Below are 18,414 nucleotides of genomic sequence, written 5' to 3'. Positions count from 1 at the left end.
GGTATGAGCGCTGAGTATGAAGCCGTCAAGCCCCCTGAGTCCGAGCTGGTCATCGTTACCGGCATGTCAGGTGCGGGCCGCACAACTGTCGCCCATGCGCTGGAGGACCAGGACTGGTATGTGGTGGAGAACCTGCCGCCTGCCATGCTGTGGCCGCTGACCGAACTGATGAGCAAGTCCCAGGAGTCGGTGACCCGGCTGGCAGTGGTCATGGACGTGCGCTCCAAGGACATGTTCCCGGAGATCCGCGATGCGCTGGCCAACCTGCGTTCCAGCGGCATCAATTTCCGCCTGGTCTACCTGGATGCCAGCGACGACGTGCTGGTGCGCCGCTTCGAGCAGGGCCGACGCCCGCACCCGCTGCAGGGAGACGGGCGTATCGTCGACGGGATCCAGCGCGAACGCGGCATCACCAGCGAGCTGCGCGAGACCGCGGAGATCGTCCTGGATTCCTCGAACATGTCGGTGCATGACCTGTCACGCTCCGTGTACGAGCTGTTCAGCGAGTCGGGGCCGGTGATCCTGCGCATCAACGTGATGAGCTTCGGCTTCAAATACGGCGTGCCCACCGACGCCAACTACGTGGCCGACGTCCGCTTCATCCCGAACCCGCACTGGGTGCCAGAGCTGCGCCCGCAGACCGGCCGCGACAAAGAGGTCTCCGACTACGTGCTCTCCCAGGAGGGCACCAGCGAATTCATCGAGAACTACCTCAAGGCACTGGAGCCGGTCTTCGAAGGCTACCGCCGCGAAAATAAGCACTACGCCACGATCGCCGTGGGCTGCACCGGCGGCAAGCACCGCTCGGTGGCTACCAGCATCGAGCTGGGCCGCCGCCTGGCCCAACTGCCCAACGTCCGGGTCAATGTGACGCACCGCGACCTGGGGCGTGAGTAGTCTCCATGGCGTTTGGAACCGGACCCATACCGCTGCTCAACATCAACCGCCCCGACAACTACCAGAACCCCTCGGTAGTGGCCCTCGGTGGCGGCCATGGCTTGGCGGCATCGCTCTCCGCACTGCGCCGGCTGAGCACCGAGCTGACGGCAATTGTGACAGTCGCCGACGACGGAGGAAGCTCCGGCCGGATCCGCGGCTCCTTCGACGTGCTTCCCCCGGGCGACCTGCGCATGGCGCTGGCGGCCCTGTGCGACGACAACGACTGGGGCAGGACCTGGCGTGATGTCATGCAGCACCGCTTCGACTCGCAGGCGAATATCGATGAGCCGCTCAACGGCCATTCGGTGGGCAACCTGCTGATCTTGGCGCTCTGGGAGCTGCTGGATGATCCGGTGGCTGGACTGCGCTGGGCCGGCGCGCTGCTCGGCGCCCGCGGCCAGGTGCTGCCCATGAGCACCGTCCCGCTGTCCATCCAGGGCGAGGTCCTGGAATCTGATCCGCTCTCCGACTCGCTGGTGCGCCGCAAGATCACCGGGCAGGCGAAGCTCGCCAAAGCCGGCAACGGGGGACTGGTCACTAATGTGAGCCTGGTTCCGGATGACGCGCCGGCCTGCGCCGAGGCGTTGAACGCCATCGAGCTGGCCGACTGGGTGGTGCTGGGGCCGGGCTCCTGGTACACCTCCGTGCTGCCGCATCTGCTGCTGCCGGACATGCGCCGAGCCATCGCCAATACAACCGGCAAGCGGCTGCTGACCATGAACCTGGACCTGGACACCGCAGAGACCTCGGGGCTTGATGCGGCCGCCCATTTGGAAGTGCTTGGACGCTACGCGCCAGAAGTCAGATTCGACGCGATCTTGGCTGATGAATCGCTTGTTAACAATAAAGAACGATTTGAGCTGGCAGCGCAAAAACTCGGTGCACGCACCTTTTTTAGTAGAGTAGGGGTGTCTGACGGTCGTGCCGTGCACGACCCGTTGCGTTTAGCGGCGGCCTATCATGAGGTGTTTACCGCGATCGGATCCTAGAAGGATTCTAGTAAGGGAGTTTGATTCATGGCATTGACGGCTTCCGTCAAAGACGAGCTGTCGCGGGTAGAAATTCGCAAACCATCGGTGCGCAAGGCCGAGGTTTCTACCATGCTCCGTTTCAGTGGAGGACTGCACATCGTCTCGGGACGAATTGTCATCGAAGCTGAAGTGGACCTGGCTGCGACTGCCCGCAGGTTGAAGATTGCCATTGGCGAGTTGTACGGCCACGACGCCGAGATCGTGATGGTCTCCGGCTCTGGCATCCGCAAGGGCAGCCGCTACATCGTCCGCGTTTCCAAGGACGGCGAAGTGCTTGCCCGGCAAACAGGCTTGTTGGATCAGCGCGGCCGGCCGGTACGCGGCCTGCCTTCGGTGATTGTCAACGGCTCCACCGCCGACGCCGAGGCTGTCTGGCGCGGCGCATTCCTGTCCCACGGCTCGCTGACCGAGCCAGGGCGCAGCTCCGCGCTGGAGATCACCTGCCCAGGCCCGGAAGCGGCGCTGGCGCTGGTCGGCGCGGCCCGCCGCCTGGGACTGACGGTCAAGGCGCGCGAAGTGCGCGGCGTGGACCGCGTGGTGATCCGCGACGGCGACGCGATTGCCCAGCTGCTGACCCGCATGGGGGCCCACGACGCCCTGATGGTGTGGGAAGAGCGCCGCATGCGCAAGGAGGTGCGCGCCACCGCCAACCGCTTGGCAAACTTCGACGACGCAAACCTGCGTCGCAGCGCGCAGGCGGCTGTAGCCGCCGGCGCCCGCGTGGAGCGGGCCCTAGAGATTCTGGGTGACGAGGTGCCTGCGCATCTTCGTTACGCCGGATTGCTTCGCCTGGAACACAAGCAGGCGTCGCTGGATGAGCTCGGCCGCATGGCGGAGCCGCCGATGACCAAGGACGCGATTGCCGGCCGCATCCGCCGCCTTTTGGCGATGGCTGATAAAAAGGCCAGCGATCTGGGAATACCGGGAACCGAGTCCAGCGTTCCAGTAGATGAGCTGGAACAATAATTCGTCCCCGCGGCACTCTCGCCGCGGAGATTCATCCGATTGATTAGATTGAGGAGAATCATGGCTGTTTACTCACTGCCAGAACTGCAGTACGACTACGCCGCACTGGAGCCGAACATCTCGGCTCGCATCATGGAGCTGCACCACTCGAAGCACCATGCCGCATACGTTGCAGGCGCCAACTCGGCACTGGAGCAGCTGGCTGAAGCTCGCGAAAAGGGCGAGTTCGGCAACATCCCTAAGCTGTCCAAGGACCTGGCTTTCCACCTGGGCGGCCACACCAACCACTCGATCTTCTGGAACAACCTGTCCCCAGAAGGCGGCGACAAGCCTGAGGGCGAGCTGGCTGCAGCAATCGACGAGTTCTTCGGTTCCTTCGATGCATTCCGCGGCCACTTCACCGCTTCGGCAATGAGCCTGCAGGGCTCGGGCTGGGCAGTACTGGCATACGACGCAATCGGCGGCCAGCTGGTTGTCGAGCAGCTCTACGATCAGCAGGGCAACGTCCCAGTGGCAACCATCCCGCTGCTGATGCTGGACATGTGGGAGCACGCCTTCTACCTGGACTACGTCAACGTCAAGGCTGACTACGTCAAGGCCTTCTGGAACATCGTGAACTGGGCAGATGTCCAGGCACGCTTCGAAGCAGCACGCAACGGCGCAGCTTCGCTGATCGTTCCAGGCAAGTAAGCTTACTTTTTCGGTAAGTAACCTCACAATTCTCGCTGAATTAGCGTAGAATGTTTTGTGTGTAGCGGATCCCGGTTTTCGCCGGGATCCGCATGCACGGCACAACGGAGTGTCCTCTTAAAGCAGGCCACTTCCGTTTGAGTGCGGTCGTGGCATCAATATCCCATTTAGAGGAGATAGTCACGTGACAACCCGTGTTGGAATCAATGGTTTCGGTCGAATCGGACGCAACTTCCTGCGTGCAGTTCTGGCCCACAAGGCAGACGTAGAAATCGTCGCCGTCAACGACCTTGGTTCAATCGATTCGCTGGCTCACCTGGTCAAGTTTGATTCCGTCCTCGGCCCGCTGGCCGATGCGGTATCCGTCGACGCAGACACCATCGTCGTCGGAGAACGACGCATCAAGGTCCTTTCCGAGCGCGAGCCGGCCAACCTGCCATGGGGCGAGCTGGACGTCGACATCGTCATCGAGTCGACCGGCTTCTTCACCAACGCAGAGGACGCCAAGAAGCACATCGAAGCAGGCGCCAAGAAGGTCATCATTTCCGCCCCTGCAAAGAATGAAGACATCACCATCGTGATGGGCGTGAACCAGGACAAGTACGATCCTGCAAGCCACGCAATCATCTCCAACGCCTCGTGCACCACCAACTGCCTGGCCCCAGTGGCGAAGGTGCTCAACGACGAATTCGGCATCGTCGACGGCCTGATGACCACCATCCACGCCTACACCGCCGACCAGCGCCTGCAGGACGCACCGCACCGCGACCCGCGCCGCGCCCGCGCCGCCGCGCTGAACATGATCCCCACCTCCACCGGCGCCGCCAAGGCCATCGGCGTGGTGCTTCCGGAGCTCAAGGGCAAGCTCAATGGCTTCGCCATGCGCGTTCCAGTGCCAACCGGCTCGGCCACCGACCTGACCGTCAACCTGGCCCGCACCGCCACCGTGGAAGAGATCAACGCGGCCTTCGAAAAGGCAGCCACCGAAGGCAAGCTGGCCGAATACCTCGAGTACTCGACCGATCCGCTGGTCTCCTCGGACATCGTGACCAACTCGCACTCGGCAATTTTCGATTCCGGTTTGACCACAGTGATCGGCAACAGCGTCAAGGTCGTCGCATGGTACGACAACGAGTGGGGATATTCCTCACGGCTTGTCGACCTTGTCGAATTCGTGGGTTCAAGCCTCTAGTCGATAACCTAGAGACATGTCTTCACATACTCTCGACGAATTGATCGCTGACAACGGTGTCCGCTCACGCTACGTACTGGTCCGCAGCGACCTGAACGTACCGCTCGATGGAGCTACCGTGACCGATGACGGCCGCGTCCGCGCTTCGCTGCCGGTTATCTCCAAGCTGGTTGACGCCGGCGCCAAGGTTATTGTGATGGCCCACCTGGGCCGTCCCAAGGGCCAGGTTGATCCGAAGTACTCGATCGCACCTGCTGCCAACCGCCTGAACGAACTGGCCGACTTCGACGTGGCTGTCGCCGCCGACGTGGTGGGCGAATCCGCCCGCACCGCCGCCGCGAACCTCGCCGACGGTTCGGTGCTGGTCCTTGAAAACGTCCGCTTCGACGCCCGCGAAACCTCCAAGGTTGACGCGGAGCGCGAAGAGTTCGCCAAGGAGCTGGCGGCCCTGACCGGCGAGAACGGCGCCTACGTCAACGACGCATTCGGTGCAGTGCACCGCAAGCACGCTTCGGTGTACGACATCGCCGCGTTGCTGCCAAGCTACCAGGGCGACCTGGTGGCCACCGAGGTCAAGGTCCTCAAGACCCTGACCGAGGCTCCCAAGCGCCCCTACGTGGTGGTATTGGGCGGTTCGAAGGTCTCCGACAAGCTGGCTGTCATCGACAACCTGCTGGGCAAGGCAGATCAGCTGCTGATCGGCGGCGGCATGGCCTTCACTTTCCTCAAGGCCCAGGGCTACGCCATCGGCGGCTCCCTGCTTGAAGAAGACCAGATCGCCACCTGCCAAGGGTACCTGAACCGCGCGGAGAAGCTGGGCTGCGACATCATCGTGCCAACCGACGTCGTCGTCGCCGACAAGTTCGGCGCAGACGCACAGCACGAGGTGCTGCCGGCTGACAAGATCGAAGAGGCAAGCTTCGGCTCCAACGGCCTGGGCCTGGACATTGGTCCGGAGTCCGCAGAGAAGTTCGCCAGCTACATCCTCGGCGCCAACACCGTGTTCTGGAACGGCCCCATGGGCGTCTTCGAGATCCCGGCGTTCGCCGAAGGCACCCGCACCGTGGCACAGGCCCTGGCCGACTCGGAGGCATTCAGCGTTGTGGGCGGCGGCGACTCTGCCGCGGCAGTCCGCGCCCAGGGCTTCTCCGAGGACGACTTCGGCCACATCTCCACCGGCGGCGGCGCCTCCCTGGAGTACCTCGAAGGCAAGACCCTGCCGGGTGTTGCCGCACTGGAAGGCTAATCAATGACCATTTCGCAGAACGGCGCCTATGTGCGCCAGCCGCTGATCGCCGGCAACTGGAAGATGAACATGGACCACGTCCAGGGCATCACCCTGGTGCAGAAGCTGGCGTGGACGCTGAAGGACGCCGGACACGAGTACGACCGTGCCGAAGTCGCAGTGTTCCCGCCCTTCACCGACATCCGCGGTGTGCAGACCCTGACCCTTGGCGACAAGCTCGACGTCGTCTACGGCGCGCAGGATCTGTCCACCCAGGACTCGGGCGCCTACACCGGCGAGATCTCCGGCCAGTTCCTGAAGAAGCTCGGCTGCACCTATGTGCTGGTGGGCCACTCGGAACGCCGCGAGTACCACAACGAGACTAACCAGGTGATTGCCTCCAAGCTGGCTGCCGCCTACCGCCACGAGATCACCCCGGTGCTCTGCGTGGGCGAGGGCCTGGAGATCCGCAAGGCCGGCGAGCATGTTTCCTACACGCTGAACCAGCTGAACGAATCCTTGGAAGGCGTCAGCGCCGAGCAGGCAGAAAACCTCGTGGTTGCCTATGAGCCCGTCTGGGCCATCGGCACCGGCGAAGTGGCCGGTCCGGCTGATGCACAGGAAATGTGCGCAGCTATCCGCGCCGCATTGGTTGAGCGTTTTGGCGAGGACATCGCACAGAAGACTCGACTGCTGTACGGTGGAAGCGTCAAGGCGGCGAACGCGGCGGCGATTATGCGTGAACGCGACGTCGACGGCGTGTTGGTCGGCGGTGCCAGCCTCGACGCTGAAGAATTTGCTAATATTGTCAGGTTCGAGCATCATCTCGTTACCGGCTGAATCTAACTAAGGACTGTCGTCTTGGAAATTCTCAAGATCATTTTGCAGGTAGTGCTGGGCATTACCAGCGTTCTGCTCACCCTCCTGATCCTTTTGCATAAGGGCAAGGGTGGCGGCATGTCCGACATGTTCGGCGGCGGCATGACCAGCTCCATGGGTTCCTCGGGTGTTGCCGAACGCAACCTGAACCGCATCACCATCATCCTCGGATTGATCTGGGGTGCCGTGATCATCGGGCTGGCTCTGCTGTTGAGATTCAATATCGAAGCCTAATTCTTCGCTGCAAAGCATAAACCGGAGGCCATCTGAAGAGATGGCCTCCGGTTTTCTTTATTAAGGTAGCAAGGATGAGAAGAACGAGGCCATCAGGAACCCGGTCATGGCAACGAAGTTCAGGAGTGCAGGTATTCGTCAATGTCGATATGCCATCGAACAGACCTAGGCTGCTGAACCTCAAACACCCCGATCGCCGACCTGCGTTTGCGATTGACAGCGTCGATGAAGTCAGGCTGGGCGTCCACAGGCTGCTGGTGATGGACGCTTTCACGCGGCGTAGGGGAGATGGGTCTGGTCGTGGGTGCTTGCATCGTCGCTACCCTTAGAGTTCTACGTTTCGTGTTCCGTCGCTTCCAGATCCTTTTCCAAAGGCATGACGGCTAGGGATGTACCCCTGGCCGTCATGCATCGGACTCTCATCGTTGCCGTGGATGCTACGCGACTAGTGCGCAGGCACCAGCTGCTCGGCAAGCTCCACAACACGCTGTGCGGTGCCCCAAGACAGGGTGACACCGGCGCCACCGTGCCCATAGGCGGCAATGACGGGCACAGCGTGGCCTTCGACCAGTTCCAGCCTGATGGTCTCGCGCGCCGGGCGCAGGCCCACCTTGTGCTCGAGTACTTCTAGGCCTTCCAGCTCTGGCACGAGCTTCATGGCCCGGGACAGGATCGCTTCTGAGGTCTCCGGTTCCACCTCGCGGTTCCAGTCGTTGGCCGTATCGGTGCCGCCCACAATGATGTCATCGCGGCGCGGGATGATGTAGGTGACGCCTTCTGGATAGTCGTCGTCGCACAGCCAGTCGGTCAGTCCCTTGGTGTTGGCAAGGCGCACCACCTGGCCGCGGATCGGGTAGACGCTCTGGTCGTCGCCCAGCAGCTCGCCGCCGCGCAGCCCGGCAGCCAGGACGACGAGGTCTGCGCTGTCCTTGAGCTCTGCGAGGTCGTTGACGGTGCCCTGGAGGAACTTGACGCCCAGTTCCACCACTTGGTCGCGCAGCCAACCCAGGTAGGTGGTCATGGTGATGATGGGGACGGTGGCGTAGACGCCGGAATCGGCGCCGGACGGCAGGTCTTCCTTGGGCGCCTCAGCAGTGCCGGAGACGATCTTGGTCCACGAACGGTCCGCGCCCGGTAGGTGGTCGACGTTCAGGCCGTGGCGCAGGTCGATTCCCGTCTCGTGGATAGCGGAGAGTTCTTCAAAGCGGGCCAGCGAATGGCGCAGCAGCTTGTCCGCCGCCTCGGAGTTCTCCGAATGGTAGGGGAACCAGATGGCGGCCGCCACGGAGGATACCGATTCAAGCAGCGGCTGGTCGTGGACGACGGTGACTTGGTGGCCCGCCGCCGCCAGCTCGTGCGCGCTGGACAGGCCGATGACTCCTGCACCGATGACGGTGATCTTCATATGCGTTGTTCTCCTGATCTTCGTTGACGAGGTTGGATGATTTGCGGCTTGTAAAGACCGCAGACCGGCACCTTCCGCTCAAGGGGGAGGTGCCGGTCTGTTGCCTGGGTTGCTTTAGAGCAGGGTTGCCGCTGCGCGGTCCACGAGCCAGCGGGTGGCTTCGGTGCCGTGCGCGGCGCTGGCGGGCACGGCCGCCTCATTGACCTCGTGCTGGGCCGCCGCCAGGGCTGGGGCCTTCTCGGCGCCAGCCACCAGCAGCCACACTTCGCGGGCGGTGTTGATGGTGCCCATGGTCAGTGAGACCCGGTCCGCCGGTGGCTTGGGGGAGTTGTGCACTGCAATCGCCCCAAGCTCATCGGACCTGGTGTGGTTCGGAAACAGTGAGGCGATATGCGAGTCCGGGCCCATGCCCAGCATCAGCACGTCGAAAGCCGGCGAGGCAGCGCCCTCGGCGGCTTCCTCAGCCAGCAGCGCCGTGTAGGCGGCGGCCGCTTCCTCCGCCGTCGCATACTGGTCGGTGGATCCCATGACGTGCACGGTGTCCAGCTCCAAGCCCAGCGGCAGCAGCGAGTCGAAGAGCTCCTGGGCCTGGCCTGCATTGCGCTCAGGAGAGGAGGCTTCGACGAAGCGCTCGTCGCCCCACCAGAAATGAACCTGGGCCCAGTCGACGGCAATCTTGGCGGGGTTGGCCGCCACTGCCTTCAGAGCGGCGATGCCCAGCGAGCCGCCGGTCACCACCACATGCGCCACGCCGCGGGCGGCGATGGCGTCGGTGATCGAGGTGATCAGCCGGGCGGCGATGCCCTGCGCGGTGGCCTGCAGGTCATCGTGGATGACGATCTGTCTAGCGATCACTGGAACGGATGCTCCTCAGGTTGGTCAGGGCCAGGCCGCGGGTGATGACCTCGCCGAACACGTCGTCCGCGTCCAGGCGGCGCATTTCCTCGGCCAGGCATTCGGCCACGGAGCGCCGTGGCAGCGAGATGCGCTGCGGTGCGGAGCCCGGAAGGTACAGGTGCGCCACGGCCCCGGAAGGGCGGGAGAGTTCCACGTCGCCGCCCTCGCGGGACAGACGCACCGAGGACAGGCCTCCGGTGGACTTGTCCGCGGCGATGGTCACCGGCACCTCAAGGCACATGGTCAGCCAGGCGGCCAGCAGCGTGGTGGACGGGGAGTTCTCCGAGCCCTTCACAGTGATGCCGGTCAGCCCCTCGGTGCCGATCAGATCCAGGATGCTCGCCAGCTGCGCGCGCCACAGGGTCAGGCGGGTCCAGGCCAGATCGGTGTCGCCGGCACGGTAGCTGGCGATGCGGCTGAACAGCGCCGCGGTGGGATCTTCCATCTCGCCGGAATCGGTGATGCGGCGGTGGGCGATCTTGCCCAGCGGGGTGTTGTACGGGTCGGCCGGCACGCCGTGCGGCCACCAGGCCACGATCGGGGCATCGGGCAGCAGCAGGGCCGAGATCAGCGCCTCGTCGGCTTCCATGTCCGGGCCGTGGGTGCGCATGACGATGACCTCGGAAGCGCCGGCGTCGCCGCCCACGCGGATCTGCACGTCCAGCCGGTTCTCGCTCTGGGCTGAGCCGCGCACTACCACGATGATGCGGCAGGGGTGCTCGCGGCTTGCCAGGTTCGCGGCGTCGATGGCGCTTTCCGCGAAGCCCTCGCGGGTGATGACCACCAGGGTCAGCACGCGGGAGAGCGCCACCACGCCGTGGGTGCGGCGCGAGGAGAGTAGCTTCTTGGCGACCTTGGAAGTGGTCGTGTTGGGAAGATCGATCATCATGGGCGTCGCCACGTCCTTCCGTCTTTGGCCATCAGCTCGTCGCTGCTGGCCGGACCCCAGGAACCCGGTGCATAGGGCTCGGGCTGCGTGGGCAGCGCTGCCCAGTACTCCTCGAAGGGATCCAGGATGCGCCATGACTGCTCGACCTCTTCATGGCGGGGGAACAGCGGCGGTTCGCCCAGCAGCACGTCGAGGATCAGGCGCTCGTAGGCCTCGGGGGAGGACTCGGTGAAGGCGTTGCCGTAGCCGAAGTCCATGGTGACATCGCGGATCTCCATCTGAGTGCCCGGCACCTTGGAGGAGAAGCGGATGGTCGCGCCTTCGTCGGGCTGCACGCGAATCACAAACGCGTTCTGCCCGAACTCGTCGTCCTTGTGGTCGGTGAACAGCAGGTTCGGCGCCTTCTTGAACACCACCGCGATCTCGGTGACGCGCCGTCCCAAGCGCTTGCCTGCGCGCAGGTAGAAGGGCACGCCTGACCAGCGGCGGGTGTTGATGTTCAGCCGCACCGCGGCATAGGTTTCGGTCTTGGACTTGGGGTTGAAGCCCTCCTCGTCGAGGAAGCCGACGACCTCTTCGCCGCCCTGCCAGCCGGAAGTGTACTGGCCGCGGGCTGAGGCGGCCCCCAGGTCCTCGGGCAGCTGGACCGCGGCGAGCACCTTTTCCTTCTCGCTGCGCAGGTGGTCCGCGTTGAAGGAGATGGGCTCCTCCATGGCGGTCAGCGCCAGCAGCTGCAGCAGGTGGTTCTGGATGACGTCGCGGGCCGCGCCCACGCCGTCGTAGTAGCTGGCGCGGCCGCCGATGCCGATGTCTTCCGCCATGGTGATCTGCACGTGGTCCACGTACTTGTTGTTCCACAGCGGCTCGAACATCTGGTTGCCGAAGCGCAGCGCCAGCAGGTTCTGCACCGTTTCCTTGCCCAAGTAGTGGTCGATGCGGAACACCGAGTCGGGCGGGAAGACGGATTCGACGATCGCGTTCAGCTCGCGGGCGCTGGCCAGGTCGTGGCCGAAGGGCTTTTCGATGACCACGCGCTCCCAGCCGGGGTTCGCGTCGTTGGCCAGCTTGTGCTCGGAGAGCTTCTCGCAGACCACGTCGAACCAGCTGGGCGGGATCGAGAGGTAGAAGGCGTGGTTGCGTCCGGTGGAGCGGGTCTCGGCCAACTCGTCAAGGGTGGCCGAGAGCTGCTCGTAGGCGGCGTCGTCGTCAAAGGCGCCGGAGATGAAGCGCATGCCGGAGGCCAGCTGGGTGAACACCGTTTCGTTGAACGGGGTGCGGGAGCTGGCAAGGATCCATTCGCGCGCCTGCGCCGCAAAGTCCTCGGCGCTCCAGTCGCGGCGGCCAAAGCCGACGATGGCAAAATTCGGGGGCAGCAGGCCGCGGCTGGCAAGGTCGTAGACCGCCGGCATCAGCTTTTTGCGGGCAAGGTCGCCGGTGATTCCGAAGAACACCAGCGCGCCCGGACCGGCAATGCGGTTAAGCCGCCGGTCGCGGGCGTCGCGTAGTGGATTGCTCATGGTTCCTTACTCTACTTCGCTGCCTCTAGCAGGGCTGCGATTCCGGCCTTGCGGTCGGTGAGGTTCACGCGCAGCACCGGGCGGTTGTGCGCCGCATCGGAGAGCACGCCGGCATCGCCGATGGCCTGCGCGGTGATCAGCCCGCCGAAGCTGTACGGGCGGCCCGGGATTTGTACATCCTCGGCCGCCGGGTGCTCGGCGGTGACCTGCAGGAACACGCCCTGAGCCGGGCCGCCCTTGTGGTACTGGCCGGTGGAGTGCAGGAAGCGCGGGCCCCAGCCGAAGGTGACCGGGCGCCCGGTCTTCGCCGCGAGCTCGTCGCGCAGCGCCAGCAGTGCGGTGTCTTCGTTGCGGTTCAGGTAGGCCTGGATGGCAAGGTAGCCGTCCTGGCCCAGCTTGCCGGTCAGCTCCTCCAGGGCGCCTGCCAGGGTGTCGGCGGTGGTGCCGAACAGCTGGACGGTTCCGTCCACTGCATCCGGGGCGGCGGCGGCCGGCGCGTCGAGCAGCGAGCGGGCTGCCACCTTGGCGGCCTCCACATCCGGCTGGTCGAAGGGGCTGATGCCCAGCAGGTAGCCTGCCACGGCGGTGGCGTACTCGAAGATCATGAAGCTGGTGCCCAGCGGCGCGCTGAAGTGCACCGCGGTGGCGTCTTCGTCGATCTGCTCGGGCAGTTCGTCGTAGATGTACAGCGGCAGCACGTCGGCGGCCACGGAGTTCAGCTCCGGCGCGCCCACGTGGGCCACGACCGGCAGCACTCCCTTGGATTCCTTGCCGGTGGATTCGGCGATGAGCTGTTCGGCCCAGTCCCCGAAGCCCGGCAGTGCGTCGCCCACGCCGGCGATGACCAGCTTGTCGCGGCCGGTGGTGGCCATGGCGGCGCCCAGGTGCAGCGCAAGGTTGTCCTCGTCGTCCACGTTGAGCACGTCGTGCAGCAGGCCTGCCTCTTCCACCAGCGCTTCGATGTCCGCGCCGGCCAGGCCGGAAGGCACCAGGCCGAAGGCGGTCAGTGCGGAGTAGCGCCCGCCGACGTTCGGATCCGCGTTGAACACCGCGCGCACGCCCTGAGGGTTGTCCATCGGGGAACCCGGATCGGTGACCAGGACCAGGCGGGTGGCCGGGTCAATGCCCGCGGCCTGGAATGCGGCGGTGAACGCGCGGCGCTGCGAGTCGGTTTCCACGGTGGAACCGGACTTGGAAGCCACGACTACGACGGTGTGCTCAAGATCGGTGTTGATGATCGGCGCGAGCATCGCCGGATCGGTGGTGTCGCAGATGACCAGATCCACCTCGTCATGCGCGCAGATGACCTCCGGGGCCAGGGAGGAGCCGCCCATGCCGCACAGCACGATGCGGGTCAGGCCTTCGTCGACCAGCTCGTCGCGCAGCGCCTGGATGGCGGGGATGAGCTTGTCCGCCGCGTCAAAGGGGTTGACCCAGCCGAGGCGGATGGAGGACTCTGCCTGTGCCGCGGGACCCCAGATCGTGGGATCTTCCGCCGCGATGCGGCTGCCGATCTTGGCGTCGATCAGCCCTGGCAGCTGCGCATCGACAAAGGCGAGGGCATCACCGGAGGTGACGAGACCCAATTCCATCTACTTTGCTCCCTTCAGAGCCACTGCCATGTCTTCGAGCAGTTCGTTCCATGCATCTTCAAACTTTGCAACGCCTTCGACCTCGAGCAGGTCGACGATCTCGTTGTAGTCGATCCCCAGTGCGGCCAGCTTGTCCAGCACGCGGTTGGCTGCATCGTAGCTGCCGGCGATCGCGTTGCCGCGAACCTGTGCCTCGGCGGCGGTGGCGTCCAGGGTCTTTTCAGGCATGGTGTTCACGGTGTTCGGGGCTGCCAGCTCGGTGACATACAGGGTGGCCGGGTAGGCAGGATCCTTCACGCCGGTCGAGGCCCACAGCGGGCGCTGCACGTGGGCGCCGGCGGCGCTAAGCACCTCGAAGCGCACCGCGCTGAAGGACTCCTCGAAGATCTGGTAGGCGAGGCGCGCGTTGGCCACGCCTGCCTGGCCGCGCACCGCGGCGGCTGCCTCGGTGCCGATGGCGTCCAGGCGCTTGTCGATTTCGGTGTCTACGCGGGAGACGAAGAAGGAGGCCACCGAATGGATCTTGGACAGGTCAAGGCCCTTGGCGTGGGCCTTCTCCAGGCCCAGCAGGTAGGCATTGACCACTTCGCGGTAGCGCTCAAGGGAGAAGATCAGGGTGACGTTGACGCTGATGCCCTCGGCGATGGTCTCGGTGATCGCCTCAAGTCCCGCCTTGGTGGCAGGGATCTTGATCAGCACATTCTCGCGGTCAACGCGCTGGTACAGTTCTTTGGCCTGGGAGATGGTGTCAGCGGTTTCGTGGGCAGCGCGCGGGTCCACCTCGATGGAGACGCGGCCGTCCACGCCGCCGGAAGCGTCGTAGATGCCCTTGAACAGGTCGCAGGCTGCTGCCACGTCATCGCAGGTGATTTCCGTGATGGCAGCTTCCACCGAGTTGTGGCGCTGGGCGGCGATGGCTTCGCCGTAGACCTCGGCGTTGGACAGGGCGGCGGCGAAGATCGACGGGTTGGTGGTCACGCCGACAACGTTCTTCTCCTCGATCAGCTTCGCCAGCGATCCGCTGGTCAGCCGTTCGCGGGAGAGGTCGTCGAGCCAGATGGATACTCCGGCGTCGGTCAGGGCCTGAGTGTTGGGGTTGCTCATGTTCTTAGCAGTTCCTTTACTTGGCGGCGTTCTGTACTGATTTTTCGGCGGCGGCCACCACCGCGTCGGTGGTGATGCCGAATTCCGAGTACAGCAACTTGTAATCGGCGGATGCGCCGAAGTGGTCTAGCGAGACGATCTCGCCGTGCGCGCCGACCAGCTCGCGCCAGCCCTGGGCCACGCCGGCCTCGACCGACACTCGGGCGGCGACGGATGCCGGCAGCACCTCTTCGCGGTAGGCCGCGTCCTGCTTGGCGAACCATTCATGGCTCGGTAGGGAGACCACGCGGGCGGCGATGTTCTTCGCGGCCAGCGCTTCGCGGGCCTCGACGGCCAGCTCGACTTCCGAGCCGGTGGCGAGCAGGATGACATCAGGGGTCACCTCTGCGCCCTCGCGCACCGCTTCGGCTAGGATGTAGCCGCCCTTCAAGGTGCCCTCGGCGCCGCGGAAGCCGGCGGCCGAACGGTCGTAGATCGGCAGGTTCTGGCGGGAGAGCACGATGCTCGAAGGGGTGTCGGTCAGCTCCAGCATGCCGCGCCAGGCGTAGGCCACCTCGTTGGCGTCGGCCGGGCGGACCACGTCGAAGTTCGGGATGGCGCGCAGCGAAGCCAGCTGCTCTACCGGCTGGTGGGTTGGGCCGTCTTCGCCCAGGCCGATGGAGTCGTGGGTCCAGACGAAGATCGATGGCACGCCCATCAGCGCAGCCAGGCGGATGGCCGGGCGCTGGTAGTCGGAGAAGATCAGGAAGGTGCCGGAGAACGCGCGGGTCGGGCTGGAAAGCACGATGCCGTTCACGATCGATGCCGCTGCATGCTCGCGGATGCCGAAGTGCAGCACCCGGCCATACGGGCTGGTGGACCAGGTATCGGTGGCGCGGCGCTCTGGGGCGAAGGACTTCGCCGTGGCGATGGTGGTGTTGTTCGAGCCTGCAAGGTCGGCAGAGCCGCCCCAGAGCTCGGGCAGCTCGTCGGCGATGGCGTTGATGACCTTGCCTGATGCTGCGCGGGTGGCCATCGTGGATCCGGCTTCAAAGCTTGGAAGCTTCTCGGTCCAGCCCTCGGGCAGCTTGCCCGATTCCAGGCGTGCCAGCAGCTCTGCGTTGGCAGGGTTGGCGCTCTTCCACGCATCGAAGCCTGCGTTCCAGGCTTCGTGGATAGCTGCGCCGCGGGTGATGGTCTCGCGGGCGTGGGCCAGCACGTCCTCGGCAATGGCGAAGTTCGCCTCCGGGTCGAAGCCAAGAGCCTTCTTCAGGCCTGCAACTTCCTCGGCGCCTAACTTGGAGCCGTGGATGCCGCCGGTGTTCTGCTTGGTCGGCGAAGGCCAGCCGATGATGGTGCGCAGCGAGATGATCGACGGGCGGCCGGTCTCGGTCTTGGCCGCGCGGATTGCTGCATCCAGTGCGCCCAGGTCTTCGACGTATTCGCCGGTTTCGGTCCAGTCGACGCGCTGGGTGTGCCAGCCGTAGGCCGCGTAGCGCGCCAGAACGTCTTCGGTGAAGGCGATGTCGGTGTCGTCTTCGATGGAGATCTTGTTGTCGTCGTAGATGACGACGAGGTTGCCGAGCTCCTGGTGGCCTGCCAGCGAGGAGGCCTCGGAGGTGACGCCTTCCTGCAGGTCGCCGTCGGAAGCGATGACATAGATGGTGTGGTCGAACGGGCTGGTGCCGGCCGCCGCATCCGGATCCATCAGGCCGCGCATGCGGCGCTGGGCGTAGGCGAAGCCCACGGCGGAAGCCAGTCCCTGGCCCAGCGGGCCGGTGGTGATTTCAACGCCGGCGGTGTGTCCGTACTCCGGGTGGCCAGGGGTCTTGGCGCCCCAGGTGCGCAGCGAAGCGATGTCTTCCATTTCCAGGCCGTAGCCGGAGAGGAAGAGCTGCAGGTACAGGGTCAGCGACGTGTGGCCGGGGGACAAGATGAAGCGGTCGCGGCCGATCCAGTTTGGATCCTTGGGGTCATGTCGCAGATGTTTCTGGAAGATCAGATACGCGGCGGGTGCCAAGCTGATGGCCGTGCCGGGGTGGCCGTTGCCAACTTTTTCTACAGCGTCGGCGGCCAGGACACGGGCGGTGTCAATGGCTTTGTGGTCCAACTCGGTGAGTGAGAACTCTTCTACTAAGGATTCAGTCGCCACGGCGGCGTTCCTTCCATTCAGGCTTGGACGGGAGATGTCTCCCGCTGACACGCAATACGCCGTCGGTCCTATGTACCCGGTGCTCGAGCTTAAGGGGTCATGGTTCGCGACGGCGCAATCAAGATCAACTCTATCGCGAAACCGCCCTGTGATGCGCGGGTTAAGCAACATGACATCAGAAGATTCGCGGCCTTGGAATTCATGAGTTGAGACTGGGCAACCAGCTGCCCCGGTTCATGGTGCGCGACGGCTGCTGGGTTGCGGGCAGGCGGCGAAGTTCTGGAACTTTTGCATGCTGGGTACGTACTAGCTTTAGTTTTTGTAGATACCTCCTCTACAGATTGCAATCATTGTTTAGACGACATTAGGTTGGCAGTTCAAAGAATCTGCTCAGGCGTGCTTTTCGGGCCTGCCTGGACCAATGCTGAAGGTCAGCGGCTGAAGCTGGTGTCGCTGAACACAGTGCTGAGGTTGGTTCTGTGCATGCTGAAATGGCGTTCGAATGGTGGACAGTTGTCGGCTTCGCATTGAGTCAATGGCGTACGTACGGCGGATGTGGATGAGGCTTTAAGTTGACTGAAATCACTAGATATTCGCAGATGTTCTTCCCGCGGAGAGTTTCATTCAATTTCTATTCGTCGTAGAATAAGTTGTGTCTGTCCTTGTACCCGTGAAGAACTGAGTGCGTTTAATTGAAGACTCAAAGTGTCGTTGGCACCTCAGTGCCACGCGCATCGCGCCAGCCTGAAGAGGCTCTCGGCGCCTTCATCAACCGCAAGGCTAGTGCGTATCTCGCACTGACCAAGCCTCGCGTTGTTGAACTGTTGCTGGTGAGCACCCTTCCCACCATGATCTTCGCCGAACGCGGTTTCCCGTCGGTGTGGCTCATGATCTCCACCATTGTTGGTGGTGCTATGGCCGCTGGTGCTTCTGGTGCCTTCAACTGCTATATCGACCGCGATATGGACAAGCTGATGAAGCGCACCAAGGGCCGTCCGCTGGTGACCGGCGACCTGACCCCGAAGGAAGCGCTGGTCTTCTCCTGGGCGCTGGCAATCGCGTCCCTGGTGGTCTTCTGGTTCGGGACGAACCCATTGACTACTGCACTGGGTCTTGCGGCGATCCTGCTGTACGTCGTGTTCTATACGTTGATCCTCAAGCGCCGCACCGCCCAGAACATCGTGTGGGGTGGAATCGCGGGCTGCATGCCAGTGCTGATCGCTTGGGCTGCGGTCAAGGAAACTATCGAGTGGCCAGCTGTCATCCTGTTCCTGGTCATCTTCCTTTGGACCCCTCCGCACTACTGGCCGCTGTCCATGAAGTATGCGGACGACTACAACGCGGCCTCGGTGCCGATGCTCGGTGCGATCGCCAACGCGCGGCGCGTCTCGGTGCAGGTGGTGCTCTACGCATGGGCCACCGTCGTTTGTTCGCTGCTGCTGGTCCCGCTGGGCGGGGCGGGCATCGTCTATACCGTTGTAGCGGGCGTGGCTGGACTCTGGTTCGTGTACGAATCCCACGTGCTCTACCGCGAGGCGCAGGCCGACCATAAGCCTGCCGAAGTGAACCGCAAGGCCATGAAGGTCTTCCACATCTCGATCACCTACCTGTCGATCGTCTTCTTGGCGCTGGCCATTGATCCGTTCGTAGGAAGCCCGCTGCTTCCATAAGGTAGGGCTCATACCTGTAAAGCCTCGGCTGCAGAACCTCCAAGGGGATCTGC

Annotated in this window: 16 protein-coding genes; 9 read left to right on the top strand and 7 right to left on the bottom strand. The window is 64.0% G+C overall.

Going from position 1 to position 18,414, the window contains the following annotated elements; genetic code table 11:
- The first annotated feature begins 3 nt into the window (after positions 1 to 3).
- The 8 genes from rapZ to secG all read left to right on the top strand — a co-directional run bounded on the left by rapZ (position 4) and on the right by secG (position 7,156).
- Positions 4 to 897, top strand: coding sequence for an RNase adapter RapZ (rapZ, locus tag AUR04nite_RS18035; protein ID WP_174787868.1), 894 nt, complete (start codon positions 4 to 6; stop codon positions 895 to 897).
- A gap of 5 nt (positions 898 to 902) precedes the next feature.
- The gene (locus AUR04nite_RS09940; RefSeq protein WP_141364515.1) at positions 903 to 1,928 is read left to right on the top strand and encodes a gluconeogenesis factor YvcK family protein; all 1,026 of its coding nucleotides are present in this window, start codon (positions 903 to 905) and stop codon (positions 1,926 to 1,928) included.
- Between the two features lie 27 nt (positions 1,929 to 1,955).
- Positions 1,956 to 2,936 carry a DNA-binding protein WhiA gene (gene whiA, locus AUR04nite_RS09935; protein WP_141364513.1) on the top strand — a complete coding sequence of 327 codons (981 nt, stop codon included), beginning with the start codon at positions 1,956 to 1,958 and terminating at the stop codon, positions 2,934 to 2,936.
- Positions 2,937 to 2,996: 60 nt separating this feature from the next.
- A complete protein-coding gene (locus AUR04nite_RS09930) occupies positions 2,997 to 3,626 on the top strand; it encodes a superoxide dismutase (protein WP_141364511.1) in 630 nt (209 codons plus the stop codon).
- A 184-nt stretch (positions 3,627 to 3,810) separates the two neighbouring features.
- The gene (gene gap / locus AUR04nite_RS09925; RefSeq protein WP_141364509.1) at positions 3,811 to 4,818 is read left to right on the top strand and encodes a type I glyceraldehyde-3-phosphate dehydrogenase; all 1,008 of its coding nucleotides are present in this window, start codon (positions 3,811 to 3,813) and stop codon (positions 4,816 to 4,818) included.
- 16 nt (positions 4,819 to 4,834) lie between these two features.
- A complete protein-coding gene (locus tag AUR04nite_RS09920) occupies positions 4,835 to 6,064 on the top strand; it encodes a phosphoglycerate kinase (RefSeq protein ID WP_141364507.1) in 1,230 nt (409 codons plus the stop codon).
- A 3-nt stretch (positions 6,065 to 6,067) separates the two neighbouring features.
- On the top strand, positions 6,068 to 6,883 hold the full coding sequence (tpiA, locus tag AUR04nite_RS09915) for a triose-phosphate isomerase (protein ID WP_141364505.1): 816 nt from the start codon (positions 6,068 to 6,070) through the stop codon (positions 6,881 to 6,883).
- A 21-nt stretch (positions 6,884 to 6,904) separates the two neighbouring features.
- Positions 6,905 to 7,156 carry a preprotein translocase subunit SecG gene (gene secG / locus AUR04nite_RS09910; RefSeq protein WP_141364503.1) on the top strand — a complete coding sequence of 84 codons (252 nt, stop codon included), beginning with the start codon at positions 6,905 to 6,907 and terminating at the stop codon, positions 7,154 to 7,156.
- A gap of 445 nt (positions 7,157 to 7,601) precedes the next feature.
- Here secG and AUR04nite_RS09905 read toward each other — a convergent pair whose 3' ends face one another.
- The 7 genes from AUR04nite_RS09905 to tkt form a co-directional block, all read right to left on the bottom strand.
- Positions 7,602 to 8,561: an FAD-dependent oxidoreductase gene (locus AUR04nite_RS09905; protein WP_141364501.1), complete on the bottom strand. Its 960-nt coding sequence runs from the start codon at positions 8,559 to 8,561 to the stop codon at positions 7,602 to 7,604.
- Between the two features lie 114 nt (positions 8,562 to 8,675).
- Positions 8,676 to 9,416, bottom strand: a complete 741-nt coding sequence (gene pgl, locus AUR04nite_RS09900) for a 6-phosphogluconolactonase (protein WP_141364499.1) — start codon at positions 9,414 to 9,416, stop codon at positions 8,676 to 8,678.
- The gene (locus AUR04nite_RS09895) at positions 9,406 to 10,347 is read right to left on the bottom strand and encodes a glucose-6-phosphate dehydrogenase assembly protein OpcA (protein WP_141364496.1); all 942 of its coding nucleotides are present in this window, start codon (positions 10,345 to 10,347) and stop codon (positions 9,406 to 9,408) included. The genes pgl and AUR04nite_RS09895 overlap by 11 nt, the downstream gene beginning before the upstream one ends.
- Positions 10,344 to 11,864 (bottom strand): glucose-6-phosphate dehydrogenase, encoded by a 1,521-nt coding sequence (gene zwf / locus AUR04nite_RS09890; RefSeq protein WP_141364494.1) that lies wholly within the window; start codon positions 11,862 to 11,864, stop codon positions 10,344 to 10,346. The genes AUR04nite_RS09895 and zwf overlap by 4 nt, the downstream gene beginning before the upstream one ends.
- Before the next feature lie 11 nt (positions 11,865 to 11,875).
- Entirely contained in the window at positions 11,876 to 13,456 is a 1,581-nt protein-coding gene (locus AUR04nite_RS09885; protein WP_141364492.1) for a glucose-6-phosphate isomerase, read from the bottom strand.
- Positions 13,457 to 14,560: a transaldolase gene (gene tal / locus AUR04nite_RS09880; protein ID WP_141364490.1), complete on the bottom strand. Its 1,104-nt coding sequence runs from the start codon at positions 14,558 to 14,560 to the stop codon at positions 13,457 to 13,459. It lies immediately after the preceding gene.
- Between the two features lie 16 nt (positions 14,561 to 14,576).
- On the bottom strand, positions 14,577 to 16,691 hold the full coding sequence (gene tkt, locus AUR04nite_RS09875; protein ID WP_141364487.1) for a transketolase: 2,115 nt from the start codon (positions 16,689 to 16,691) through the stop codon (positions 14,577 to 14,579).
- Positions 16,692 to 17,413: 722 nt separating this feature from the next.
- On the opposite strand from tkt, the gene AUR04nite_RS09870 reads away from it, so the two are divergent.
- Positions 17,414 to 18,361 (top strand): heme o synthase, encoded by a 948-nt coding sequence (locus tag AUR04nite_RS09870; protein WP_141364484.1) that lies wholly within the window; start codon positions 17,414 to 17,416, stop codon positions 18,359 to 18,361.
- Positions 18,362 to 18,414: the final 53 nt, after the last annotated feature.

It is taken from the genome of Glutamicibacter uratoxydans, assembly GCF_006539925.1.
GTDB lineage: Bacteria > Actinomycetota > Actinomycetes > Actinomycetales > Micrococcaceae > Glutamicibacter > Glutamicibacter uratoxydans.
Note: the sequence above shows the minus strand (reverse complement) of the source record. Positions and strands in the feature narration are given on the sequence as shown.